Annotated in this window: 21 protein-coding genes and 2 pseudogenes; 11 read left to right on the forward strand and 12 right to left on the reverse strand. The window is 67.6% G+C overall.

Going from position 1 to position 23113, the window contains the following annotated elements; translation table 11 throughout:
• Window positions 1-43: 43 nt before the first annotated feature.
• The gene (locus OG707_RS40580; protein WP_329127092.1) at window positions 44-1426 is read right to left on the reverse strand and encodes an NAD(P)-binding domain-containing protein; all 1383 of its coding nucleotides are present in this window, start codon (window positions 1424-1426) and stop codon (window positions 44-46) included.
• Window positions 1427-1529: 103 nt separating this feature from the next.
• On the opposite strand from OG707_RS40580, the gene OG707_RS40585 reads away from it, so the two are divergent.
• Complete coding sequence (locus OG707_RS40585; RefSeq protein ID WP_329127094.1) at window positions 1530-1910, forward strand: ArsR/SmtB family transcription factor; 381 nt, start codon at window positions 1530-1532, stop codon at window positions 1908-1910.
• 364 nt (window positions 1911-2274) lie between these two features.
• On the forward strand, window positions 2275-2610 hold the full coding sequence (locus tag OG707_RS40590) for a TIGR02391 family protein (protein ID WP_329127096.1): 336 nt from the start codon (window positions 2275-2277) through the stop codon (window positions 2608-2610).
• A 41-nt stretch (window positions 2611-2651) separates the two neighbouring features.
• On the opposite strand, the gene arsB is transcribed toward OG707_RS40590, so the two are convergent.
• On the reverse strand, window positions 2652-3746 hold the full coding sequence (gene arsB / locus OG707_RS40595; protein WP_329127098.1) for an ACR3 family arsenite efflux transporter: 1095 nt from the start codon (window positions 3744-3746) through the stop codon (window positions 2652-2654).
• Window positions 3746-4057 carry an ArsR/SmtB family transcription factor gene (locus tag OG707_RS40600; protein WP_329127099.1) on the reverse strand — a complete coding sequence of 104 codons (312 nt, stop codon included), beginning with the start codon at window positions 4055-4057 and terminating at the stop codon, window positions 3746-3748. The genes arsB and OG707_RS40600 overlap by 1 nt, the downstream gene beginning before the upstream one ends.
• 68 nt (window positions 4058-4125) lie before the next feature.
• Here OG707_RS40600 and OG707_RS40605 point away from each other — a divergent pair, with 68 nt between their 5' ends.
• The 3 genes from OG707_RS40605 (at window position 4126) to OG707_RS40615 (ending at window position 7561) form a co-directional block, all read left to right on the forward strand.
• Complete coding sequence (locus tag OG707_RS40605) at window positions 4126-4539, forward strand: arsenate reductase ArsC (protein ID WP_329127100.1); 414 nt, start codon at window positions 4126-4128, stop codon at window positions 4537-4539.
• Window positions 4540-4835: 296 nt separating this feature from the next.
• A protein-coding gene (locus OG707_RS40610; RefSeq protein WP_329127102.1) for an IS3 family transposase occupies window positions 4836-5998 on the forward strand; the annotation gives its coding sequence in 2 pieces (ribosomal slippage) (window positions 4836-5120 and window positions 5123-5998; 1161 coding nt in all).
• Between the two features lie 867 nt (window positions 5999-6865).
• On the forward strand, window positions 6866-7561 hold the full coding sequence (locus OG707_RS40615; protein WP_329127104.1) for a hypothetical protein: 696 nt from the start codon (window positions 6866-6868) through the stop codon (window positions 7559-7561).
• A gap of 14 nt (window positions 7562-7575) precedes the next feature.
• On the opposite strand, the pseudogene OG707_RS42515 reads toward OG707_RS40615, so the two are convergent.
• From OG707_RS42515 to OG707_RS40625, 3 genes and pseudogenes are all read right to left on the reverse strand, one after another.
• A pseudogene (locus OG707_RS42515) lies at window positions 7576-8025 on the reverse strand (hypothetical protein).
• Between the two features lie 518 nt (window positions 8026-8543).
• Window positions 8544-9176 carry an HAD family hydrolase gene (locus OG707_RS40620; protein WP_329127105.1) on the reverse strand — a complete coding sequence of 211 codons (633 nt, stop codon included), beginning with the start codon at window positions 9174-9176 and terminating at the stop codon, window positions 8544-8546.
• Window positions 9177-9906: 730 nt separating this feature from the next.
• On the reverse strand, window positions 9907-10368 hold the full coding sequence (locus OG707_RS40625; RefSeq protein ID WP_329127107.1) for a spore-associated protein A: 462 nt from the start codon (window positions 10366-10368) through the stop codon (window positions 9907-9909).
• A 482-nt stretch (window positions 10369-10850) separates the two neighbouring features.
• Between OG707_RS40625 and OG707_RS40630 the strand changes: the two genes are divergently transcribed.
• Window positions 10851-11312, forward strand: a complete 462-nt coding sequence (locus OG707_RS40630; RefSeq protein WP_329127108.1) for an RICIN domain-containing protein — start codon at window positions 10851-10853, stop codon at window positions 11310-11312.
• Window positions 11313-11356: 44 nt separating this feature from the next.
• On the opposite strand, the gene OG707_RS40635 is transcribed toward OG707_RS40630, so the two are convergent.
• Entirely contained in the window at window positions 11357-11743 is a 387-nt protein-coding gene (locus tag OG707_RS40635) for a histidine phosphatase family protein (RefSeq protein ID WP_329128231.1), read from the reverse strand.
• Window positions 11744-11819: 76 nt separating this feature from the next.
• Here OG707_RS40635 and OG707_RS40640 point away from each other — a divergent pair, with 76 nt between their 5' ends.
• On the forward strand, window positions 11820-12206 hold the full coding sequence (locus OG707_RS40640; RefSeq protein ID WP_329127109.1) for a hypothetical protein: 387 nt from the start codon (window positions 11820-11822) through the stop codon (window positions 12204-12206).
• An 11-nt stretch (window positions 12207-12217) separates the two neighbouring features.
• Here the strand turns inward: OG707_RS40640 and OG707_RS40645 are convergent, their stop codons facing one another.
• Both OG707_RS40645 and OG707_RS40650 read right to left on the reverse strand, forming a co-directional pair.
• A complete protein-coding gene (locus OG707_RS40645) occupies window positions 12218-12973 on the reverse strand; it encodes a class I SAM-dependent methyltransferase (protein WP_329127111.1) in 756 nt (251 codons plus the stop codon).
• 821 nt (window positions 12974-13794) lie between these two features.
• Window positions 13795-14778, reverse strand: coding sequence for an Ig-like domain-containing protein (locus OG707_RS40650; protein ID WP_329127112.1), 984 nt, complete (start codon window positions 14776-14778; stop codon window positions 13795-13797).
• 526 nt (window positions 14779-15304) lie between these two features.
• Here OG707_RS40650 and OG707_RS40655 point away from each other — a divergent pair.
• Window positions 15305-15511 (forward strand): annotated as a pseudogene (locus OG707_RS40655) (ISKra4 family transposase); the annotation flags it as partial.
• Between the two features lie 209 nt (window positions 15512-15720).
• Here the strand turns inward: OG707_RS40655 and OG707_RS40660 are convergent.
• From OG707_RS40660 to OG707_RS40670, 3 genes are all read right to left on the reverse strand, one after another.
• On the reverse strand, window positions 15721-16686 hold the full coding sequence (locus OG707_RS40660) for a phytanoyl-CoA dioxygenase family protein (RefSeq protein ID WP_329127114.1): 966 nt from the start codon (window positions 16684-16686) through the stop codon (window positions 15721-15723).
• Between the two features lie 125 nt (window positions 16687-16811).
• Window positions 16812-17546, reverse strand: a complete 735-nt coding sequence (locus OG707_RS40665) for a TauD/TfdA family dioxygenase (RefSeq protein ID WP_329127116.1) — start codon at window positions 17544-17546, stop codon at window positions 16812-16814.
• 1105 nt (window positions 17547-18651) lie between these two features.
• On the reverse strand, window positions 18652-19479 hold the full coding sequence (locus OG707_RS40670; RefSeq protein WP_329127117.1) for a squalene/phytoene synthase family protein: 828 nt from the start codon (window positions 19477-19479) through the stop codon (window positions 18652-18654).
• Window positions 19480-19681: 202 nt separating this feature from the next.
• On the opposite strand from OG707_RS40670, the gene OG707_RS40675 reads away from it, so the two are divergent.
• From OG707_RS40675 to OG707_RS40685, 3 genes are read left to right on the forward strand one after another with little or no spacing between them, the layout of a single operon-like run.
• The gene (locus tag OG707_RS40675; protein ID WP_329127118.1) at window positions 19682-21118 is read left to right on the forward strand and encodes an oxygenase MpaB family protein; all 1437 of its coding nucleotides are present in this window, start codon (window positions 19682-19684) and stop codon (window positions 21116-21118) included.
• 27 nt (window positions 21119-21145) lie between these two features.
• Window positions 21146-21406 (forward strand): hypothetical protein, encoded by a 261-nt coding sequence (locus OG707_RS40680; protein WP_329127120.1) that lies wholly within the window; start codon window positions 21146-21148, stop codon window positions 21404-21406.
• The gene (locus OG707_RS40685) at window positions 21403-22947 is read left to right on the forward strand and encodes an ABC1 kinase family protein (RefSeq protein ID WP_329127121.1); all 1545 of its coding nucleotides are present in this window, start codon (window positions 21403-21405) and stop codon (window positions 22945-22947) included. Before OG707_RS40680 ends, OG707_RS40685 begins: the two co-directional genes overlap by 4 nt.
• Window positions 22948-23113: the final 166 nt, after the last annotated feature.

Here is a 23113-nt window from a genome sequence, read left to right on the forward strand (position 1 = left end):
GACAGTCCTCCTGTTGTGGTGGGTGGCGTGTGCGAGGTGCGGTTCAGCAACCGCCGGAGGCGGAGCTCTGGGCGGAGCCGGGAGCGCCGAGCTGGATCAGGGCGGGGGCCGGGGCGCAGCAGCCGCCGCCGTCGGCCCCCTCGGTGTAGGGGGTGTCGAAGAGGCCGGCGCCGCCGCACACCCCGGTCTCGGGGAGGGTGAGTTCGACGCGGTCGGCGGACTCCGTGTCTCCGGCGAGGGCTGCGACGACCGAGCGGACCTGCTCGTAGCCGGTCATGGCGAGGAAGGTCGGGGCGCGGCCGTAGGACTTCATGCCGACCAGGTAGATGCCCTGTTCGGGGTGGGACAGTTCGCGGTGGCCGTGCGGGTAGACGGTGCCGCAGGAGTGCTGGTTGGGGTCGATCAGCGGGGCCAGCTCGACGGGGGCCTGCAGGCGCTCGTCGAGGCCGAGGCGGAGTTCGTCGAGGAAGGTCAGGTCGGGGCGGAAGCCGGTGAGCACGATGACCTCGTCCACCGCATCGAGGCGGCGGCCGTCCTCGGCGACCAGGACCAGGCGGCCTTCCGCATCCCGCTCGATCGCGTCGGTGCGGAAGCCGGTCACCGCATGCGCGTGCCCCTCGTCGACGGCCGCCTTCGCGGCCAGGCCGAGCGCGCCGCGGGCGGGCAGCTCGTCGACCTCGCCACCGCCGAAGGTGGAGCTGCTGATGCCGCGCCGCAGGATCCACACCCCTTTGGTGCCCGAGCCGTCGTCGGCCTTCGCGAGGTCGGCCAGGGAGGCGAGGGCGGTGAAGGCGGAGGCGCCGGAGCCGATGACGGCGGTGCGCCTGCCCGCGTAACGGGCGCGTACGGCAGGAGTGTTGAGGTCGGGCACGCGGTAGGCGATGTGGTCGCTTGCGGCCTTCTCGCCGAGGGCGGGCAGTCCGCTGCCGCCCGCCGGGGACGGGGTGTCCCAGGTGCCGGAGGCGTCGATGACGGCGCGGGCGAAGATCCGCTCCTCGCGGCCGTCGGCGTGAGCGACGTGGACGACGAACGGCTGGGCCTCGCGGTCGGCGTCGACGATGCGGTCGCGCCCGGAGCGGGAGACGCCGGTGACCCGTGTGCCGGTGCGCACCTTGTCGCTGAGGGCTTCGGCGAGCGGCTGCAGGTAGGCGTCGGCCCAGTCGCCGCCCGTGGGGTAGGTGTCGGGGTCGGGGCGGGTCCAGCCGGTGGGAGCGAGGAGCTTCTCGGCGGTCGGGTCGACGACTTCGGCCCAGGTGGAGAAGAGGCGGACGTGCGACCAGTCGCGTACCGCGCTGGCCGGAGTCGGTCCGGCTTCCAGGACGAGCGGTTCGATGCCGCGCTCGAGAAGGTGGGCGGCGGCGGCCAGGCCGATGGGGCCGGCGCCGATGACCACGGTCGGCAGGGCGTCGGGAGTGCTCTGGCTCATCACGTTCTCCAGGGGCAGGTCAGGAGGCGTCGATCTTCTGTTTCGACGTCTGTCGATATGAGGAAGGTTGCCATGCGACATCGACGGATGTCAATATTGATGCATGTCGAATTCGAGTGTGGTGGAGCTGCCGGTCCTGAACCAGCCGGACGAGGCGGTAGCGCCGTGCTGCCCGCCGCTGAACGAGCGGCCTTTGAGCGCCGAGGAGGCGGTCCGTACGGCTGCGATGTTCAAGGCGCTCGGCGATCCGGTGCGGCTGCGGCTGTTCTCCCTGGTTGCCTCGCACGAGGGCGGCGAGGCGTGCGTGTGCGACATCTCCGACGTCGGCGTCTCGCAGCCGACCGTCTCCCACCACCTGAAGAAGCTCAAGGACGCCGGACTGCTTTCCTCCGAGCGGCGCGGGACCTGGGTGTACTACCGCATCGAACCGTCCGTGCTGGCCGCGATGGGCCAGATTCTCGCCGTTTCGGGCGCTGGGGTCTGACCGCCCGCGACGAGGAGCCGCTGCAGGGACGCTGCGGAAAGGGGCTCGGCTGTCAGTGACCGCCGCGATGTTGGGGGCGTGAGCATCGATGTCGCCTGGGCGCGCAACGAGTTGAAGATGTTCCTCGACCTGACGCAGCTGTGCCGGCCCCCGGATCCGCCGGGAGTGAGCGTCCTCACCAGCAAGCGCGCCAACCGTGGCCCGGCATCCGAGATCGCGGAGCGGGCGCACGTGGCGGAGTTGATCCTGGCGCGGGTGTTGCCCAACCGGCGCACCCAGATCAGCGTTGAGCGGAACAAGAAGGTCAATCGCTGGTGTCAGCACCGTGAGGCCGCCCAGCGCGCGGAGGCCGTGCTGCGGCGCGATGCGGAGATCCGCGAGCACCTGGGCGACATGGCCCCGCAGCTCAGTGCGGCCGCCCCACTTCGTGGGTGTGGGAGGGTGCCCGGTCTTTGTGGCAGAGCGGTCATTTCCGGGAGGCCGTCACGGCGGCCGCCAGGAAGGTCGACGCCGAGACGCCTTCCGCAGCATCCACCGCGGCGCGATGGCCTTTGGGGAGGGGTGCTTCGCCGGGATCCGTAACCCCAACAGCCACGAGGCCGACCTGCCCGAACTTCCCGAGCACGAGGCGCTGGAACAGCTCGCCGCCTTCAGTGTTCTGGCCCCGTGGGTGGACGCCGCCACCGTCGAACTGCCCTGACACTGTCGTCGGCCCGTCCTTGCGACGGGCCGACGACAGTGTCAGGCGGAGACCCTGAACCGGCGTCGCCAGGCCAGCGAGACGTACACCAGCGCCACCAGCACGGGGACCTCGATCAGCGGGCCGACCACACCGGACAGCGCCTGGCCGGAGGTGACGCCGAAGGTGGCGATGGCGACCGCGATGGCCAGCTCGAAGTTGTTGCCGGCCGCGGTGAAGGCGAGCGTGGCGGTGCGGTCGTAGGCGAGGCCGATCGCCTTGCCGAGCGCGAAGGTCCCGAACCACATCACCGCGAAGTACACGAGCAGCGGCAGTGCGATCCGTGCGACATCCCACGGCTTCGAGGCGATCGTCTTTCCCTGCAGGGCGAAGAGGATGACGATCGTGAACAGGAGCCCGTACAGCGCCCAAGGCCCGATCTTGGGAAGGAAGTTGGACTCGTAGCGCTCGCGGCCCAGCTTCTGCTCGCCGATCCGGCGGGTCAGGAACCCGGCCAGGAGGGGTACGCCGAGGAAGATGACAACGTTCAGGGCGATCTTCCACAGGGAGATGTCGAGGTGCTCGCCGTTGCCCAGGCCGAGCCAGCCGGGCAGCAGGTCGAGGTAGAACCAGCCGAGCAGGCCGAACGCCAGGACCTGGAACACCGAGTTGAGCGCGACCAGCACGGCGGCTGCCTCGCGGTCGCCGCACGCCAGGTCGTTCCAGATGATGACCATCGCGATGCAGCGGGCGAGCCCGACGATGATCAACCCGGTGCGGTACTCGGGCAGATCCGCCAGGAAGATCCACGCCAGCGCGAACATCACCGCAGGGCCGACGATCCAGTTGATGACCAGCGAGGACACCATCAGCCTCGTGTCGCCGGTGACGGCGTCGAGCTTGTCGTAACGGACCTTGGCCAGCACCGGATACATCATCACCAGCAGACCGACGGCGATCGGCAGGGAGATCCCGCCGATCTCGACCTTCGCGAGCGCGTCGTTCAAACCGGGGATCAGGCGCCCGAGACCGAGGCCGAGGGCCATGGCGAGCAGGATCCATACGGCGAGGAAGCGGTCCAGGGCGGAGAGCTTCGCGACGCCCCCGTCCTCCTCGCCGCTCGTGGTGCGGGTCGTGGCGGGTTCGGTGGAGGTCATCAGCAGGCCCGCTTCCTGCCGGTCTCCACGGTCTGCCGGGCGGCAGCAGCCAGTGCGGCGAAAGAGCCGGCCAGCGCGTCGATGACCTCGGGCTTCAGCGTGTAGTAGATGAACCGGCCGCACGGCTCGGTGTCCACCACACCTGCCTCGCGCAGCACCTTCATGTGGTTGGAGAGGTTGGTCTGCTTGGCTCCGGTCTCGGCGACCAGGTGCGTGGTGCACAGCGTCTCGTGGGCGAGCAGGGTCACGATCTGGAGCCTGAGCGGGTCGGCCAGCACCCGCATCAGGTCAGTATCGACTGATGTCAGCATGGGCTGATACTTTCACATCATCCTCGACTGATACCAGTCCACCCTGACCTCCTCCCTGAAGGGCCGCCATGAACCCCGCACCGCTCACCTCCGTGCTGTTCGTCTGCATCCACAACGCCGGGCGCTCCCAGATGGCCGCCGGATTCCTCACCCACCTCGCAGGCGACCGCATCGAGGTCCGATCCGCCGGCTCCCTCCCCGGCGACCAGGTCAACCCGGCCGCCGAGGAAGCGATGAGCGAGATCGGCATCGACATCTCCGGCCAGAAGCCGAAGGTGCTGACCACCGAGGCCGTCCAGGCATCCGACTACGTCATCACCATGGGCTGCGGCGACGCCTGCCCGATCTTCCCCGGCAAGAAGTACCTCGACTGGCAGCTCGACGACCCCGCCGGACAGGGAGTCGAAGCCGTACGCCCCATCCGCGACGAAATCCGCACACGTATCGAGTCGCTGGTCACGGAGATCGACGCGCAACGGTAGACGCCCACGGCGAGACCACCCCCACCGCACAGCGGTCAAGGCGGCGATGCCCGCGAGGATCACGGCGGCCACGAGCAGGGGGCTTCGGGCTGGGTGGTCCTGAGCATGAGGGAGCCGATGAGTGCTCCCTTGAGGGGGCGACCACACCCAACCTGCAAGCCCGTTGAGTAGGCGTACTCAGGCGCATGGTGGGGGTGCCGCATACCGTCGCAGGATGGCCATGAAATGGGTCTGCCGCACGATCGGGTGACATCTGAACTGGCTTGCCCTGTAGGGCAGGTGGGAAGGATGTCGCTGTGCCCAAGCCTTATCCCCAGGAGTTCCGCGAGGATGTCGTGCGCGTCGCGAGGAACCGCGGCCCGGGCGTAACGGTCGAGCAGGTGGCCGCCGACTTCGGGGTCCACGCGATGACGCTGTGGAAGTGGATGCGCCGCGCGGACATCGACGACGGGACAAAGCCCGGAACGTCCAGCCAGGAGAGCGCGGAACTACGGGAAGCGCGTCGGCGGATCAAGCTGCTGGAGCAGGAGAACGAGGTCCTGCGCCGGGCCGCGGCCTACCTGTCCCAGGCGAATCTGCCGGGAAAAGGATCTACCCGCTCGTGAAAGAGCTGGCCGGAGACGGGGTGCCCGTCACGGTGACGTGCCGGGTTCTGAAGCTCGCCAGGCAGCCCTACTACCGCTGGCTCGAGGAGCCGGTGACCCATGATGAGTTCGAGGAGGCCGCCCGCGCGAACGCGTTGTTCGCTGCCCACCGTGACGACCCCGAGTTCGGCTACCGCTTCCTGGCCGACGAGGCCCGGAGTGTGGGATCTGGCATGTGCGACCGGACCGCTTGGCGGATTTGCCGGGACAACCGCTGGTGGAGCGTGTTCGGGAAGAGGCGCGGGCGGACCAAGAGGGCGGGGCCGCCGGTCCATGACGACCTTGTCCGCCGCGACTTCACGACGGACGGCCCGAACCGGCTGTGGCTCACCGATATCACCGAACATCCCACCAGGGAAGGGAAGTTGTATCTCTGCGCGATCAAGGACTGCTTCAGCAAGAGGATTGTGGGCTACTCCATCGACGATCGGATGAAGTCCCGGCTGGCCGTCGCGGCCCTGGACAACGCCGTTGCCCGCCGCGACAACGTGGCCGGGTGCATTGTCCACAGCGATCGCGGATCGCAGTTCCGGTCACGGAAGTTCGTCCGGGCGCTCGCCGGCCACCAGCTGGCCGGTTCGATAGGGAGGGTCGGGGCGGCGGGCGACAACGCGGCTATGGAGTCGTTCTTCAGTCTGCTGCAGAAGAACGTCCTCGACCGCCGGCAGTGGGCCACCCGCGAGGAACTGCGGATCGCGATCGTGACCTGGATCGAGAGGACCTACCACCGACGCCGCAGACAAACCTCGCTCGGCCGGCTGACCCCCGTCGAGTTCGAGATCGTCATGACTGCACCGGCCCTCCGGGCCGCGTGACCACACCTGTCACCCAACCCTGCAGCAGACCCAATCGATGCGGCAGGCTGCCAGCTCGAAGGCAGAGCGTGGCGGCTATGTGGTGGGTAACGCGCTGTTCCGCGTGTGGCTCGTCCTCACGTATCCCCTGCCGGAGTCGATTCGCTGGTTCCCTCTCTGGTTTGGGGCCGTGATTTGGAACGGAAAGAACGGCAATGGCGGCGTCAGCCGCCTACTTCGCCTGCGCGGCTCAACCAGGTAGTGGGTGAGTTTGTAGCCGCGGTACCTCGCTGCTGCGATCGCGCACGCGCCTTCTCGGCGAGGACCTGTCTCATCTCGCTCAAGCCGCTCTCCGGAACTGCCTCGTTCGTGCTCGCGACGCCTCATGAGTCACGTCAAAGTCTGGAGAACAATGGTTCTCCAGACACTTGAAAGGTGCCTCCTTCGGGTGAGTCCCGTGGGCTCCCCGTGGCCAGTTGGGTGATTATCCGGTTGGTCGACCGGAAGGTTCCTGGGAACGTTGCCGACGCCCCGGAGATCAAGTGCAGCTGTTCTACGCCGATACGCGGAAGGTCTGGAAGGCCGGAGAGGTCGCGGGCCTGGGGTGCGCGGAGCTGGCCCGGCTGTTTGAGCGGTATCGCCTTCCCCGGGGTACGTCGATCTTGCTAGATGACGCGATGCGTCCGGTCGAGCCGCTGTCGACGTGGTTCCGGTCGATGGCTCTGGACCGCATGGACGCGGAAGACGATGAAGTCGTACGCGCTCACCCTGTTGATGCTGCTCCACTTCCTGATGGCCAGGGGGTCGGACCTGCTGTCGGCCACGGAGGCGGACATCAAGCAGTTCCGGCAGTAGCGCCCGGACGAGGACGAGGAGACGGTCGAGGAGGTGTCCTGGGACCGTGACTCGGCGGCGCTCGGCACCTTCTACAGGTTCCTGAACGACAACGGCTCTGTCGCCCACAGGCCCTGGCGGTCATCGGGGAAGAGCACTGCGCTGGGCAGCGGGATCAGCCGTGACCTGCGGGTCCGTCACATGGAGCTGGTTCAGTACCCGTTCCTGCGGGATGTCGGATTCGGCGGGCTGACGCCGGACGCGGTCCTGGATGAGTCGTTCGGCGGTTGGTGTCCGCACCGCAACAGGGAGACGAGCGAACCCGCGCTGATGACTGGCATGCGGATCCAGGAGTGGTCCACGTTGCTGCTGCCCGAGCTCGGTTTGGAGGACGGACGGTGCCCTCCCGCAACGGAGGTCGATCTGGCGGAGTGCGCGAAATGCAACCGGCCGCGCACGGTCTACGTCCCCAGGGACGTCATAGAACTGCTCGACAGCGCTGGGGTTGCTGGAGCGGGACGCCAGCACCCGGGTGCTGCACTACATACTCAGGCGCTGACCGCCGACTCAGCGCCCTTTGCCGACGCAGACCTCGGCGGTGCGGCCGACGCGGGTCTGAGTTACTTCCAAGGGGTGTCCGCGGCCCGGTTTCCGCCCCCCCTCAAGCGAGGGCCTCCCACCCGGGCCTTGTTGAAGGTCCTCCTGGATCTTTTCCCCTCCTCGGCGGTCATTATGAATGCATCGTTGTAGGTCGGGCCTGCGGTCTACCAAGGTGGGCGGGTGTCGCGGAGGGATTCCGGGGTCTGGTCGGGCAGGTTCGTGTCTTGGCCGGTGCGCAGCAGCATGCCCGGGTCGGGTTCGAAGTCCTCGTTGGGCGGTGCTGGTTGGTGGAAACGCTCGGTCCGCGGGATGGCGACTTCCGCTAGCCGGCCCTCCTGGAACGTCCACAGGCCGAAGCAGTCGTCGTCCTGGTCTCGAAGCAGGACTTGCACCGTGTGCGGATACGGCCACGGAAGCGACTCCAGATGCTTGAGCAAGCCCTTGCGGGCACGCTCCTTCTCGAGCTCCAGAGCCCATCCGAACTCATAGCCCTAGTGCCCCGCTATCGGGACGAAGCGGCCTCGCCACGTGCGTTCCGGGTCGTCCTGGGTCAGCGGTTGCATGACCTCGTTCGATCCACGGGCAAGCACGATGGCCTCGGCATCTCTACTCATGACGGAGTATCCCCGCATCCGCACAGCCTGCCGCAACCAATTTCCTCAGAAGACAACACACCAAGGGAGCCAGGCCGGCTCCTTCGTCGACTGACCGTTCTCAGCCGGTGTCGTCTTCGCCGGCGACGTCCAGACGCCGCTTCAGCATCCGTGGGTCCATCCCGAGACCGCGGGCCAGATCGATGGTGCTGGTCGTCATCAGCGGGTGGGAGCGCTGCCGGAGCCAGTGCGCAACGACCCCATCGAGGCAGTCACCGCACAGCGCGTACGGCCCGGTGCTCAGCCCGCAGTCGTGTACTCCGAGGCGTCCACCGTCCCCATCGCAGTTGTCACACGCATTGAGCTGCTCCCCAGCGCCCATCCTCGAAGCGTGCGCGCGGGCTCGTGGGCGGGTACAGGGGCGGATCGGGCGTGACGGGTGGGGAAGTTGGCGGCCTGGGCGGGTGTGGGGCGGCTCAGGGGGCGTACATCGACCCACGGGTGGTCGGGGGTGGTGGCCGGTACGTGTGGGCGGAGAGTCAGAACAGGTCGAGGAGTTCTGTCAGGGAGTTGATCCGCCAGTCGGCGGTCTCGACCACCTTGGGGTCGTTGGCCCACAGGTGGCCCCAGGGGCCGCGGCGCAGGTGTGCGGTGCGCAGGCCTGTCGTGTGGGCGGGGAAGACGTCGTTGTGCGGGTGGTCGCCGACGTACACGATGTCCTGCGGGTCGACCGCGGCCTCCTCGATGAGCCGGTCAAAGAACGCTGGGTCGGGCTTCGCGAACCCCCAGTCGGCGGACGTGGCGAGCACATCGACCGGCAGATCCAAGGCCTCCAGCAACTTCCCGGCCTTCACGGTCTGGTTGCCGGCCACGATCACCCGCAGACCTCGCTCCCGGAGCCCGGCCAGAGCGGGTCGTACGTCGGGGTAGAGGTCGCTCTCGTTGAGGTACTCGCCCCGGCCGGCCGCCTCTCTGGCCGCATACGCCGCCGGCAGGTCGATCCCCGGGGAGATCAACCGCAGGGCGTCCGCGTTGTCCCGGCCCTGCGCGACAACAGCACCGACGAGCGCGGACACCGTGTGCGGGGGAACACCCAGCCAGTCCGCCCACGCATTCCAGTACCGGTCGTCACGGGTGAGGGTCTCGCCGATGTCGAACGCCACAACACGCATCCCCACACCGTAGGGCGGCCCCTGCGCCGGCTGCTGCCGCCACGACCGCCTCACAGCCGAGGACTTGTGGCCACCGGCGTGCACGCCTCCTGAATCGCACCGCCTTCGTCGACCGCCGCTGTCTACACTGCGGGTTCGGGGGTGGCTGCGTCATCCACGTGTTCGTCGCGTCGCCCCTTGAGCGGCATGCCACGAAGCTGATCGCGGACGAGGTCGGCGCGGAGGCGCTGGCGGAGTGGTGCCGACCGCTGGACCTGCTTCCCGGCGGGGTGGAGACCATCATTCCGGCGTCAACCCGGGGGGAAAGCGCCCGTCCACCTTGGCCGAGTTGCGGGCAGCGCTGAAGCATTCCTCGAACGCCAGGTCCTGGTGCGACCACACCATCCCCAGCGCGTCGAGTTCCCGCGCCCGGGTGGGCCCAGCGGGAAGCTGGCAGGCGTCAGATGAGCCGGGGTGACGACGTCGTGCGCCACTCGCAACACCCCCCAGCTTCCTCCTGACCCACCGGGTCGCGGCTGTGAGGCCGCTGAGCCAGTACTTCTTTCTCCGAGTCCAGTACCCGCAGCCTCACGAACCGTGCGAGTTCGATCGGGTCACGGGGCGTGGAGAACGTCAACAACTCCCGGGCCGGCCCAGCGTCCCCCCTCGTCGGAAGGGTGCCGAGAGCCTCTGTCGACAACGCGCGCCGTACGGCATTCGGCTGCCCCCAGGCTCCCCGGGCCGCCAAGGCCTAACGGATGCGCGCTTCGCAGTTGGTCCAGTTCTTCCCCGCGACCTCACCGTTGATCTCGCCGCGCCAGCTCATGCACATCCCGCGGCCGTCGAGGAAGACGGGCCCGGCGTAGCTGGTGTAGTAGCCGTCGTCGATGACGTCTGCGGTATTGGTGCCCAGCCCCAACGAAGCGATCATGTGCACTGCGGCGCCTTTGACCGCGCGCACGGTGACGACGCAGTTCTCTCCGGTGGTGGCGCTGTAGGTGAGGTACACAGTGCCGAGTTTGCCGATGTCGGCGGAGTTGACGACGGCGTATCCCGCACCGCAGGACCTGTTGTAGGCCGCCACGGCGGCTGCGGCCTTGACGGTCGCGGTGGGCGCGGTGAGCGGTGTGGTGGCTGCAGCAGTGCCGCCGGCGAGCCAGGCCGCGCCCAGTCCCGCAGTGGCCACGGCCATGATCCGTCCAAGAGCGTTCATTTCTCTGTTCCCCCGTACCTCAATGCTGTCCCCGAAGGGCGCGGGCGAGTCACCCGCACCATGTGTCGTCAGACCCGGCACCGAGGCGTGGCGTTGCCCCGGGGGACGCCGCTGTGACAGAACCGGGACAGTTAGTGCGAAGCGGTCGAGAGAGCGGCAGTGGGCGAGGGCGCGGACGGTGTGCAGGGTGGGGAGCCGGCCGTCGAGGACGTGGCGAAGGGTGTCGATGTGCATGATCACCATGGGACACAACTCCTCGTGTGTCGTACCTCGGCGAGGCACGGCTGGGCCCAGCGTCTTGCCCGCCGCAATGAATGAACCGGCACGCCATTGCTGCCTTGTGCTGTTGTATGCCATTGCCGGTTGGAGCAGGGGAGGGGCCGCGAGCGCTCGGATCGGCCGTGGTCCCCACCCGGCGGCCACCGTCACTGGTTTACTGAGCACCGCATTCTGCGCACTCGACGAGGGCAAAGGAGACAGCTGTGCTGAAGAGAGCTGCCGCAGTGGGCGCGGCCGCGGTTCTGGCATGGGGCCTGGGCACGACGGACGCGAACGCGACATCCATCTACGTGCACTTCAAGAACAAGCTCACGGGCCGCTGCCTGGATTACCGAGCCGACTACGGCGTCTACGCCACCGACTGCAACCAGGGCGGCTACCAGACCTGGCTCGTCAACGAAGCGTCGTTCCAGCTGTCCGCGATGCGCCAGAACGCGGGCGACCGGCTGTGCCTGGTCGCCCGGAACGGCGCCGCCACCATGAAGCCGTGCCTGGCCGATGACCCGGCCGCCCTGTGGATCATCAGCCCCACCACTGTCGGCTTCCAGCTGGTCAACAACGTGACCGACACCTGTCTTGGCGAGGGGAACACGGCCAAGCACCTCGTCAAGCTCGTCCCGTGCTCGGGCGGTTCCTCCCAGCAGTGGGAGGAACAAGACGCCTGAGCAGGCACGGCAGGGAGCTGGGAGAACACTGCGGGCCGGGCACCCTACAGCCGGCGGCCTCCTGGCCCACTGCCGTGTGGCTCGTTACCAGACGGTCCCAGGCGCTTCCCGGCCCGTGAGGTGATGCGCCAGGTGGTGCCGTCATGTTCGGCGATGGCGATGCCGGTGTTGTCGAGTTCGCGGTCTGCCAGGTCGTGCGTGGGGACGTTTGTGGCGCGGGCGGCGAGCCAGACGCGGATCGCGACTCCGTGGCTGACCATGGCCACGGTGTCTGCGCCGCTGCGGACGGCTTCGTAGACGACGTCGAAGCGTTCCGGTACCTCCTGGCCGCTCTCGCCTCTGGGCACGCGAGTGGTGGAGTCGGTGGGCCAGCCGAAGACGAGCTTGAGGAAGGCTTCGTGAACCAGTGAAAGCTGACGGCACCAGGTGATGGCCCAGAAAGGTGTTCGCGAATTCTGACGTCACCATCGGGGTTGCGGTGTCAAGCTGGGTAAAGGAGCACCCCCGATGCCGCCTGGCCAGTCGAAGGTCGAGTTGTACGCCGCGCTGCGGCGCGATTCGCGCGATGGCATGTCGAACCGGGCGTTGCAGTGCGAGTACGGCGTCACCTGGAGCACGGTCAACAAGGCCCTGACCGCGGCTTGGCCGCAGCCGCGCACGACAACCGCTTCGGCGCGGTTGTCGAAGGTGGATTTGTTCACGCTGCTGATTGACGAGATCCTGCTCATTGATCTGGATGCGACCAGGAAACAGCGCCACACCGTCACCCCGGATCCACCGCCGTCTGATCGACGAGCACTCCTCGTCCGAGGCGTTGCGTTGACCACTTGGACCCGCACCGATGAGAGGGCGCAAGCGTCCTGTGAGCAACCGCGCGGTTCGGCCAGGGACTGAGAGTCCGGTGTCTATACCTTGCTCGCGACCACCATGTAGTTTTCGGCCTCAAGATCGAACGTGCTCAGTTCCGTTTGGAGTCCGACCCGGTGCAGGTCGACTTCGAGTTCCTCGTACTGGTAGGGCCAGCAGGACAGCAGTTCCGAGCGGACAAGAACCAACCCGGTCGCATCAACTTGCGCGATCGCAATCTCGATTCGGTGCTCCTCCTCCCAATGCGGCGCAATTTCCCAGCGGTAGACCACGACGGCATCGCGACCGTTCCGGCGGACGAGTCGGTCACTGATCTCCAGCCGGGAACCTCTGGCCCTTACGAGTTCCCAAGTGCGGGATGTGAGTACCAAGCGCCCGCCGGGGCGCAGAAGCCGTGACATTGACTCCAGAGCAGCACCCCTGCCTGTCGCGCCCGCGGAATGGTGAAGCGAGTTGCCAACGCAGAACACCATGTCGAACGTGTTGTCCTGGAAATGGTCGGGCAACTCTTCCCAGTTCGCCCGTACGGCCCGGACGGATGCCCCGAACTCCTCAGACAACTCTGCAGTCCGACGGACCATCGCCTCGCTGGCGTCAGTTCCGACAACCTGCATGCCACGACCGGCGAGGCCAACCGCCAACTGTCCGGTTCCGCACGAACAGTCGAGGACGTGAGCGTTCGACGGCAGGAGATTGAGCACGTCGTCGAACGACGCGGCGAACTCGGCTGGAGGCAACTTTGCATCCGAGATGAGCCATTCGTACACCTCGGCAAGCACGTCATAGCCTGTCACAACCACTACCTCCGTCACGCGGCAGACTCACGGTAGGACGTCAGTCCATCAGCGGAGCAAGCCGGGCACCAATGATTTTCGCAAGGATGGCTCTGACGGGGCAGTGTCTGATTCTTGGAAGACCCAAGATCAGGACAGGCCCGCTCCAGGCGGCGAGCTTGGTCATCTTCGCCCGCAAAGGTTCCAGCTTGCTGTGTACCGAGGCGTCCAGCCCCAGCCGCTCGCCGACCGCCCTGACCTGCACCGGGCCGCCCGCCCTCGTCGACCGCGTCGCCGCGGTGCGGGATGAGCAGGACTGCCCGCCCGGCCACCTTCGCCGATGCCGAAGCGACAGCCCGGCATCGGCCCGGGCCTACTCGGCCGGGCGGTTCAACACTCCGCTCCGCGATCGCCAGTTCGTGCCGCTCGGTCTGCCGCCTGGAGTTGCTGCCCAACTCCTCGGCGAGAGCGCCCAGTTCACTCCGGCGGGCGGTGATCCGCTGCCGCCCCAGACCCGTGACCTGCGACTTCACGATGCACACCACTCAAGGGCGAATCGGGCAAACCGGCGAGGGCGAACTTTGAAGAGCCCGCCCCGAAACGGGAGGCACGGCTGGGGCACGGTGCTGTGGGCCTCCCTCAAGAGCCGGTTTGTGGTGCGCGGAGAGTCGACGCAGCGAGACACCGTCAGCGGTAGGTACGTCTGCATTGCGGCCGCAACTGGTCAGCACGCCTTCAAGGCCGGGCTGTGTGACGTACGCGCCGACGGTTCGGGCCAGACGCGGAGTGCGCCGCCGGAACTACCGGCGGCGCACTCCGTCAGACCTGGTTCCCGGAGCTGATTACTCCGTGACGGTGAAGGTCCGCTGGGTCGTCTCGGAGATCAGGCCGCCCGCGGAGTGGGCGACGGTGATCGTGATGGTGCCGAGGGGGAGCTCCTCGTCGGGGACGGTAGCCCAGAGACCGTTGTCGCCGACCAGCGCGGTCGCCAGGAGCTTGCCGTCCTGGTCCTTGATCTCGACGGATTCGCCCTTGGCGCCCCTGCCCGTGATCTGCGGCTTGCGGTCGGTCACTTCGGAGCCGTTCCCGGGGGTGAGGACGGTGGGCGCGGCGAGGGTGTACTGCATGTACTTGCTCGCGTCCGAAGCCTCGCCGTTGGTCACCTGACGGACCTTCACACCTTCGCCGTCAGTGGTGTAGGAGGCGTTCCGGTAGGACCAGTTGCCCTCACCGTCGACCGTGGTGCCGCCGCCCGGGGAGACCCAAGGGTCGTTCCACTTCACCTCGATGGTGGCACCGGGCGTGCCCGTACCGGAGGCGGAGTAGGAGCCGGAGCCGGACCAGTTCTTCGTCGCCTTCGTGATGACCGGCGTCTCGGAGTCGGTCTTGACGGTGAAGGAGCGCTTCGTCTCCTTGGAGGTCAGGCCGTCGGCGGTGTGGGTGACGGTGATGGTGTGGTCGCCCAGTGGGAGGTCCTTCTTCGCCTTGACGGACCAGGTGCCGTCGGTGCCGATGGCGCCGGTGGCCAGGGTCGCACCCTGGTCGTCGGCGATGGTGACGGTGCCGCCCTTGGCGCCCTTGCCCTTGAACTCCGGCTTGCGGTCCGTCGCTTCGGAGCCTTCGGTGGGAGAGTCGACGACGGGCGCGGTGAGCGTGTACTGCTGGAGCGCGGATGCGTCCGACTCACCGCCGTCGAGGACCTGACGGACCTTCATGCCCTTTGCGTCCGAGGTGAGGCTGGTACGCGGGATGGACCACTGGCCCTGCTTGTCGACGGTGACGCCCCCGCCCGGGGCCTTCCCGCTGTCGCTGGCCGCGTCCCACACCTGGATCTCGGCGTCGGGCGTGCCCGTGCCGGTGGCGGAGTAGGCGGTTGCTTCCTCGGCCCAGTTCTTCGTGGCCGTCTCGACGACCGGCGCCTCGACGCCGTACCGCCTCCGTGATCACCGGAGCGTCCAGGTCCGCGCTGACCTTCGTGTTGGGCGCCTCGGCGGCGGACGCCCCGGAAGCAGACTTCTTGGAAGCCGGCTTCTTGTTCTCGGACGTCTTGGGGTCCTGCGCCTTCTCCTCCGGAGTCCCGGACGACTCAGAGGGGCGCGGAGTGGTCGCGGCGATGTGCGCGGGCAGTCCGGAGCGAATGGCGTCGGTCACGAAGATTCTTCTGAAGTCGTGGGGGCGCCATTCGAGTGGATCGCCGGTCACGGTGATCTGAGCGGACTGAGAGGTCGCGACCAGGCACTCGCGGATGTAGCTGCGGGTCAGCGGCCGGTCCTCGGTGCCGTACCGGCGTTGGAACAGAAACGGCATGGGCGGGCTCCAGGTCTGCTCGAACACGTCGTATGCCGACACTCTGTCGAAGGGGCCTGCCGCCACCTGATCGCCGACCGCCTCGACATCACCGGCGCCCGCTGGGGACTCGACGGCGCCGAAGCCGTTCTCCGACTTCGCGGACTGATCACGAACGGCGACTTCGAGGACTACTGGAACTTCCACGCGGCCCGCGAACACGAACGCCTGTACCCCAGCCCCGATCAGCGGAACTACAGCCTCACCGCTTGATCCCCACACCGTCACTTCAGAGGATCCGGGCTCAACCCGGATCTAGCTGCTGAGGGAGGCCTCCCGGCAGCGGGCTGAGGCCGGGGCAGCGGACGAACAGGGATTCGAAGAAGAGTTGCGTCGCCGGTTCGCGGTCCAAGGCAGCGGCGAGGTCGGCGGGAATGGTGACCTCGCGGGGTTCGCTGTCCAGGTAGAGCTCGATCTCGACACTAGAGAGGTCGGACGACGACAGCGGTTGTCTCGCGGCGTGCAGCCAGCACACGCAGACCGGGCTGGAGATCCGATTTCGCCAGATCCGAGCGGGGAATGGACCGCCCGTCCTTACCTCGAAGCAGGGTTGAGCTGTCGACTGCGAGGATCGCCATGTCCCCATCGTCGCAGCGGACGTAGATCAGGTCCGTCTCGAGGCGTGTGATCCGGCCGATGACGGCTTTTGGCGCGGCCGGGTTCTGAAATCGTACGTCGACGGAGAGACGGATGCTTTTGCGGGACCGATTCGCCAGACCGGTGTGCAGGAGCGCCTCGTGCATGAGGACCACATCACCCGGCTTGTACGAGGCCCGCAGCCATGGACCTGGCGGGGTCGGCGAAGGGGTTTGCCCTGCACAATCCTGAGACGCTGCGGCCGGCGCTGCCAGCCCCGAGTGCACAATCCCTTCGCGATGGCTGCCCGGCACGAGGGCAAGACCCCCCAGCGTCAGATCAGTTCGCATCAGCGGAATCCACGCCGTGACCATATTGAATCCCGGGTTGAGGGTCACGTCCCGATGGATGGCAGTGAGTCCGCCTGGCGGTGCGACCCTGTAGCGCGCCAGTGGGATGAATGCGGTCGGCCCTCCGGTGAGCCGCGCGAAGAACACCTCGATCGGTGGGCAGGCGACCAGGTTCTCCCACAACCTCAGCTCACCTAAGCGGCGTTGGAGCGGCCCTTCGTGGTGTTCCATGAATTCTGCCGTGACCGGCCCCGCCCACACCGGCTCGAGCAAGGAAGGGTGGGCCAACTTCTGCTCGATAAGGACCCTCAGGACCTCCGTCCTTGTGGTGCGGATCGCTGCTCGGTTGAGAACCCCCGTGAAGTAGAGGTAACCGTCCTCGTCGAGCCGGGCACGCAGCTGGTCCGGGTCCGACAGGCACCCGTTCGCGATCCGAAGCTCGCCTGTGGGGATGGGTTCCAAAATACCTGCTCCTTTGCCGCAATCGCCGACTGATCGAGTTCCGTGGGCTCTCTTCGTCACTGGCTCTGCTCACGCAATCCATCGACTGCGTGAGACGGAGGGGGCGGGCGGAGTGGCCTGGCGGGTCAGTCTGCCCACGCGCGGGCCAAACAGCGGCGCAGCCCGGAACCCTGATGATCAACAAATGGGGCGCGGCCGTGGAGAACGGTCCAGTTGTCGACGATCAGGAGATCTCCTCTGCGTAATGGGATGTGGACGCGCAGCCGGTCATCGGCGAGTTGGTGATCGAAGAAGTCGAGAGCCGCTACCTGTGCGGGGGTCAGCGGAAGGTCCGCCTCCAGGTGCCCGCGGCTGATCCAGTAGCGGTTGAAGTGAACCTGTAGACCTGTGGAGTCACGTTGGAAGACCGGGTAGCACCGTGCGAAAGTGTCTTCCCGGCCGAACTGAAAGTCGTGTGTCAGCTGATGAACTGTCCCAGGATCCCGTTCCAGGATTCGGTCGTGCACCGTTGCTCCGCTTGCCAGGATCGTCTCCCCACCATGAGCCGCAGGCTGGATACAGAGCACGGCGAGCAGTCGGGGCTGGTAGGTGCGGGTGGCCCGGTCGGTGTGCAAGGCCAGCATCTGGGTGTCACCCGCTGAAGCCCGAGGACTCGACGCCGGGGATACCGGCGCGGCTGGTGCCGTCTCCGCGGTCAGTAGTTCGTCCGCGCTGCGTCCTGAACGTGGCCAGGGCGTCCCGATCGTTGCGAGGAACTGGTGGCACAGCTCGACGCACTGCTCATTGGTGCGTCCGTCGAGGTCCAGTCCCCGCAGCACCACCACGCCGGGCCCTGTTCGAAGACGTCGGTCCACGTCCATGGCGAGGGCTTCCGGCCACACGCGCCCTGGAGGCGTTCGGGACGGGATGGTCGGCAGGAGCCAGTCTTGGGGGCGCAGTGTTTCGCACGTCCACAGGGCCGAGCCACGGACAGCCTTCGATCCGCTCACGAGCTCTCCCCACTCCACGGTGTCACATCTCTTCCATCTTTCGCGCGCGTCCACCCGTCCACTCCCCGCCAACGGGACGCATAAGTGTTCGTCGCATCGCCCGCCCTCGTCCGGCTGCGACGTTGGGCGTCGGGATGCAAACCAGGCTCCGCCATCACAGGAGTCTGTCCGGTGCGGTCTGGAGGGCGGCGCCGGACAACACGTTCGTCACTCGACGTTTCGCTCCGAGAATGCCGAGGGTCGCCCGCAGACCCACCTCGGGGGTGACAGGGAAGATACCTGCCTCCGTAGCGCTCCTCGATCTGACTCCACCGGCAGCGAAAAGTGAACGTATGCCCAGTGCGCCGGAGTCAGCTGACCGAATCCAGCAGCACGTCAGGAAGTTGAGGCCGCGGCCAAGGGAGACTTACGCGATGGCCTGCCCCTTGGCCAGGAAGCAGTCACCACCAGCGGGTGCATGCCCCGGGCAGACACCCGCGCATTCCAAGAAACAGACCGGCTATACCACTCAGCGGGACGCCATCCTGTGCGGTGTCAGCTGTGGGCGCTGTTGTACTCCGGCTCGCCGCTTTCGAGGACTCGGAGTGGAGAAGCGGTGACGACGCGCGTGCTGCGGCCGATGCGGAGCACGCGGCACGGGAACTGCCCCCGGCGAACCAGGTTGTAGCCCTTTGCCCGTGAGAATTCGAACCCCTTAGAGGTCGTGTTCGCTCACGCGGACGCGATGCATCCTCGGCATCTGGTGGGGGCGCGTCCTGCGCGCTGCGGCTGCGGCTGCCGAGGTTGTTGGGCTGCGCTGCTGAGCGAGATCCGGGACCACAACCCGCTGCGCTGAAACCAGGGCTCCCTTTGGGCGGCTCCGGCCCGGGCGACCCGCCATATCGGGACAGGCTGCGGAGCGATGGGCGCTTCGGTCATTTTGCGCGTCATCACGGCGACCGGCGGCGGAAAGCTGTGCTGAGCGCTGTGGCGCGGGTCATCGTTTCCTCGCGACGGTTTCCGCAGTTGTCTCCGGTACGCGGATCGCGTACCGGGCCGCGAGTGAGGTGATGGTCTCCCGGTCCAGGGGGGTGCCCTCTTGGAGGGCGGTGAGTGTGGTGTCGCAGATGTCGAGGGTGAGTGCGCAGAAGTCCCTGATCGGCCCGGCCGCGATGGAGTCGGTGTAGGCGCGGGCGGCAGGGAGATGACGGTGCGCGTAATGGCTCATGTCGGTGGCGGTCCAGCCGGGCGGCAAGAAGTCGACGCCGCGGGTCAGGTCGTCGTCGTGGTTCCAGGCGATGTTCGCCGCTTGCACGGCGCGGCCGAAGGCGACGGCCCCGGACTGTGAGGTGACGATTCCGGCGTACCGGGTCCACAGGTCGGCGAGTGTGATGCCGATGGAGCTTGCCACGGCGAAGGTGTAGCGGTCCAGGTCGGCCTCGTCGTGGATCCTGAATCCGGAATCCACCCAGACCGCCATGCGGTCGGCGAGCGCGGCCAGGGAGTCCCACAGGCGTGGTGCCACGTCGGCGGGAGGGAGGGTGACGGCCCACTCGTGGAAGCGGCGGGTGACGGGTGGCAGGTGGTCGAGGTGCGGGTGGAACAACTCATCGAGGTCATCCGGTGTGAAGGATTCCTGCTGGAGGAGGCGGCTTACGCCGCGCAGTAGGCGGGTCTTGGCGTGCGGCGGCAGGCAGGGATGGTCCTCGATCTCGTCGAGAGCGCGGTTGGCGAGGTAGTAGGCCGCGACGGTCTCTCTCAGCTCCCCGTCGAGGCGCATGATCGGAAGGAAGAACGTCCTGCTCGTGCTCTTCAGGGTTTCCATGACACGGGTGTCGATCAATACCTGTCCAGTCGGTGAGCAGCGGGCACGTGGACAACTCGGTTGTACCCTGGCTGATTTGTGGGCAAGCGTACAGAGACGAACAAAAGAGAATTTTGGTGTTCTGTACCTCTATAGAGTTAAAAAGCTGGAGAGTTGGTATTTCTGTGTTTGTGGAGAGCGGAGTGAAGGGAGCCTGCACGGCGTGAGCGAACGCCCCGAACTTCCTGAAGAAGACCCCGAATCCCTGCCCGGCCCCGGCTCCCTGTGCTGGAGGCTGCTCGGACAGCGGCGGATGCTGCTGGTCACCGGCCGAGCCCTGGTCCTGGAGGCGGCACTGCCCGCCGGGGGAGCGGCCCTGGCCCAGCACTCCACGTACCGCACCCGCCCGCTGCGCCGCCTCGAACTGACCCTGGACAGCCTCCAGCGCCTCACCTACGGCGACGAGGACACCCGGGAGAAGGAATTCGCCCGCATCCGCCGTGTGCACCGGCACATCAACGGCACCGATGAACAGGGCCGTTCCTACAGCGGGCTGCATGACGAGAGCCGCCTGTGGATCGCCCTCACCCTCTTCGACGCGATGGTGGAGATGGAGCGACTCGGCGGCCGGCCGCTCTCCCCGGCCGCCGAGTCGCAACTGTGGGCGGAGTGGCGCACGATCACCGTCGCCTTCGGCATCGCCGACGAAGTCGTACCACGCGATCTGGCAGCGTGCCGCGCCCACTGGGACGCGGTGGTCGCCGAGGAGTTGGAAGACAACGCGGAGGTCCGCCATCTGATGGGCGCGCTGTACGCCACGGTGCCCGCCCCGGACTGGCTCGCCCGCTGCCCGAAGCCGCTGTGGCATCTGGCCACCCGCGCCGCCGGGGCGGTCATGGGCTCCGTCCTGCGGGCCGACCTGCCGGACACCTACCGCCGTCGGCTCGGGCTGCGCGCGAACGGCCATGACCGTGCGGTGTCGTGGCTCGTGCATCACAGCGCCCGCTGGGCCCTGGTCGGACAGCCGGCGCGCCGACGCTACCTCCCGCTGGCCGCCACTGCCCTCGGTGGTGGCCAGCTCCAGCCGCACACGGCCCGCCGCCCTCTGCCCACACCGCGCCGCACACCCCGCGACGTACGATCCGCGCGCGTGGCCACCTTCTTCGACGACGTCCTCGACCAGACCGGCGACAACTTCATCACCCGCGAGGACCTTTACGCGATGGCTCGCAGCGTCTGCTGGCCACTCGACCTGAGCGACACTGCGGAACAGCGCGTGTACGAAGCCTTCGACGCCTGGTGGACACAGCTGTCCGCACTCGACGCCGACGGCGATGGCCGCGTCTCGCGGACCGAGTTCCTCACAGCCACCCTTCCGGTCGCAGGCACCGCCTCCCCTTACGTACAACAGGGTCTGTTGCCGGCGATGGCGGCAGTCTTCGACGCAGCGGACAGCGACGGCAACGGGCACCTGGACATGGCCGAATACCGAACAGTCTTCGGCCCCAAGCTGCACTCGGCCGACCTCAACCGAGCCTTTCACGAACTCGACAGCGACGGGGACGGGCAGATCACCAAACCCGAGTTCCTCGACGCCCTCACGCAGTTCTTCACCGTCCGGGCCGACTTCGAAGCAGGCGCACGCCTGTTCGGTCGCTGAGGCGCATCGCACCGACAGGAGGACCCCATGGCACATGTTGATGACCCCCGCCCTCTGCGCGTACTGCTGCGCACCCGCGACGGGCGGCTCAAGGACACCGGGGGGAGCGGCCAGTTCGTGAGCCCCGAGGAATTCAGGGCCCGGCTGCAGGCGGGCGAGCGGTTGCGGGTGCGGCACGAGTCCACGGGCGCCGACTGCACGCTCGATACGGTGGCCCAGGTGATCGCAGCGTTCCTGCCGGTGCAGCGCGGCCTGTTCGGGGCACCGGGGGAGCAGGCGGCTCCATGAACCGCAATCTCCTGGTCGCCCGGTTGATGACCCTCCTCGTCTCCGACGTGCTCGCCTCGCGCGAACGCATCGACGTCGACCGGGTGGCGCTGGCCGGCCAGCGGCGCAGGGCCCGCCGCATCCGGGAGACGATCGAGCAACTCGGCCCGTTCTGGGTGAAGGTCGGCCAGGTCCTGGCGACCCGCTCGGACGTCGTCTCCGATGCGGTACTCGGCGAACTGGCGCACCTCCAGGACGCGGTCCGTACGGAACCGTTCACCGTCTTCGAGCCGGTGCTGCGCGAGGAGCTGGGGACGCACTGGCGCTCGCTCTTCCGGGACATCGACACCGATACGCCGCTGGGATCCGCCTCGCTCGCCCAGGTCTACCGGGTCGTCCTGGCCGACGGCCGGGTGGCGGTGCTGAAGATCCAACGCCCCGGCACGCGTGCCCGGGTCTACGCCGACATGACCCAACTGCGGCGCGCGGCAAGGATCGTGGGCCGCGCCGTTCCCCGTATCGACTCGGTCCTGGACGTGGAAGCCACACTCCAGGTCGTCTTCGACTGCATGCAGCCCGAACTCGACTTCACCGCCGAGGCCCGCCACATGGCCCAAGGGCGGCGTATGGCACGGGACTTCAAAGGCATCCACGTCCCAGAAGTCCATCGGGCGACACCGCAGATCCTGCTCCAGTCCCTGGCCCCGGGCACGTCCCTCAACCATACGGACCTGTCGGCGTACTCGCTCAAGCAGCGCCGCAGGATCGGCAGCGACCTGCTCTCCTTCATGTACCGGGGCTACTTCGTGGAGCGGATGTTCCACGCGGACCCGCACCCCGGCAACATCTTCGTCCACCCCGACCACGGCGCCACCCTCATCGACTGGGGCATGGTCGGCCGCATCGACCGCAACCTCGGCTCGCTCGGCGTCATGGCCCTCACCAGCCTCGCCCAGAACGATGCCCGCGGTCTCGCCTCCGCCTGGACCGAGATGGGCCGCACCACCCCCTTCGCCGACCTGCCCGGCTTCCAGCAGGACCTGGCACGCCTCGTCCCGCTCATCGCCTCGGCAGCCCTGGAGGACCTCGACTTCGGCATCGCCATCACGAACGTCCTGCGCTGCGCCGCCCACCGCGGCATCCGCACCAGCCCGATGGTCGGCATGCTCGGCAAATCGATCACCAACATCGAGGGCTCGGTCCGCCGCATCGCCCCTGAACTCTCGGCCCTGGACGTCTTCGAGGACGCCCTCACCGACGTAATGGTGGAGCTGGCCCGCGATGTCTTCTCCCGCGAGCAGACAGCGCGCCGCGCTCTGGAACTCATCGTCGCGGGAAACTCGACCGTCGACCAGCTCCGCTCGCTGCTACGGGACGCGTCAAACCGCGAACTGACCATGCGGGTCGGCCTGCTCCCCGGGCACGGCATCGGCACCGACGGCAACGGGATCCTCAGCCGGAGAATCGCACCGCTGGTGGCAGCGGGACTCGCGGTGTGGGGAGTGCGTCGGGTGACCGCTTCCGGAGTACGAGGAGCGACGAGACTGCGCGGGCCCGCATAGCGTCGCGCCAACCTGACGACGGCGCCCCCCGGGTGTCACCCCCACGCTCGCTGTCCTCAACGACCCACAGAGGGAGAGCGGGAGTTCCCCTCTGTCTCGAACGGCCGTGAGGACAAGTGGCGGGAGCGGTGTTGTCGGCGATACGGCTCCCGTCGGCCTCGATCGG

Source organism: Streptomyces sp. NBC_01465, assembly GCF_036227325.1.
In the GTDB taxonomy this organism is placed as follows: Bacteria; Actinomycetota; Actinomycetes; order Streptomycetales; family Streptomycetaceae; genus Streptomyces.

Coding starts and splice junctions, on each gene's coding strand:
- OG707_RS40600 (WP_329127099.1), bottom strand. CDS start 4,057: ATGCTGACATCAGTCGATACTGACCTGATGCGGGTGCTGGCCGACCCG.
- OG707_RS40590 (WP_329127096.1), top strand. CDS start 2,275: ATGCGGAGATCCGCGAGCACCTGGGCGACATGGCCCCGCAGCTCAGTG.
- OG707_RS40585 (WP_329127094.1), top strand. CDS start 1,530: ATGTCGAATTCGAGTGTGGTGGAGCTGCCGGTCCTGAACCAGCCGGAC.
- OG707_RS40625 (WP_329127107.1), bottom strand. CDS start 10,368: ATGAACGCTCTTGGACGGATCATGGCCGTGGCCACTGCGGGACTGGGC.
- OG707_RS40685 (WP_329127121.1), top strand. CDS start 21,403: ATGAACCGCAATCTCCTGGTCGCCCGGTTGATGACCCTCCTCGTCTCC.
- arsB (WP_329127098.1), bottom strand. CDS start 3,746: ATGACCTCCACCGAACCCGCCACGACCCGCACCACGAGCGGCGAGGAG.
- OG707_RS40580 (WP_329127092.1), bottom strand. CDS start 1,426: ATGAGCCAGAGCACTCCCGACGCCCTGCCGACCGTGGTCATCGGCGCC.
- OG707_RS40605 (WP_329127100.1), top strand. CDS start 4,126: ATGAACCCCGCACCGCTCACCTCCGTGCTGTTCGTCTGCATCCACAAC.
- OG707_RS40640 (WP_329127109.1), top strand. CDS start 11,820: ATGCCGCCTGGCCAGTCGAAGGTCGAGTTGTACGCCGCGCTGCGGCGC.
- OG707_RS40670 (WP_329127117.1), bottom strand. CDS start 19,479: ATGGAAACCCTGAAGAGCACGAGCAGGACGTTCTTCCTTCCGATCATG.
- OG707_RS40665 (WP_329127116.1), bottom strand. CDS start 17,546: ATGGACGTGGACCGACGTCTTCGAACAGGGCCCGGCGTGGTGGTGCTG.
- OG707_RS40680 (WP_329127120.1), top strand. CDS start 21,146: ATGGCACATGTTGATGACCCCCGCCCTCTGCGCGTACTGCTGCGCACC.
- OG707_RS40620 (WP_329127105.1), bottom strand. CDS start 9,176: ATGCGTGTTGTGGCGTTCGACATCGGCGAGACCCTCACCCGTGACGAC.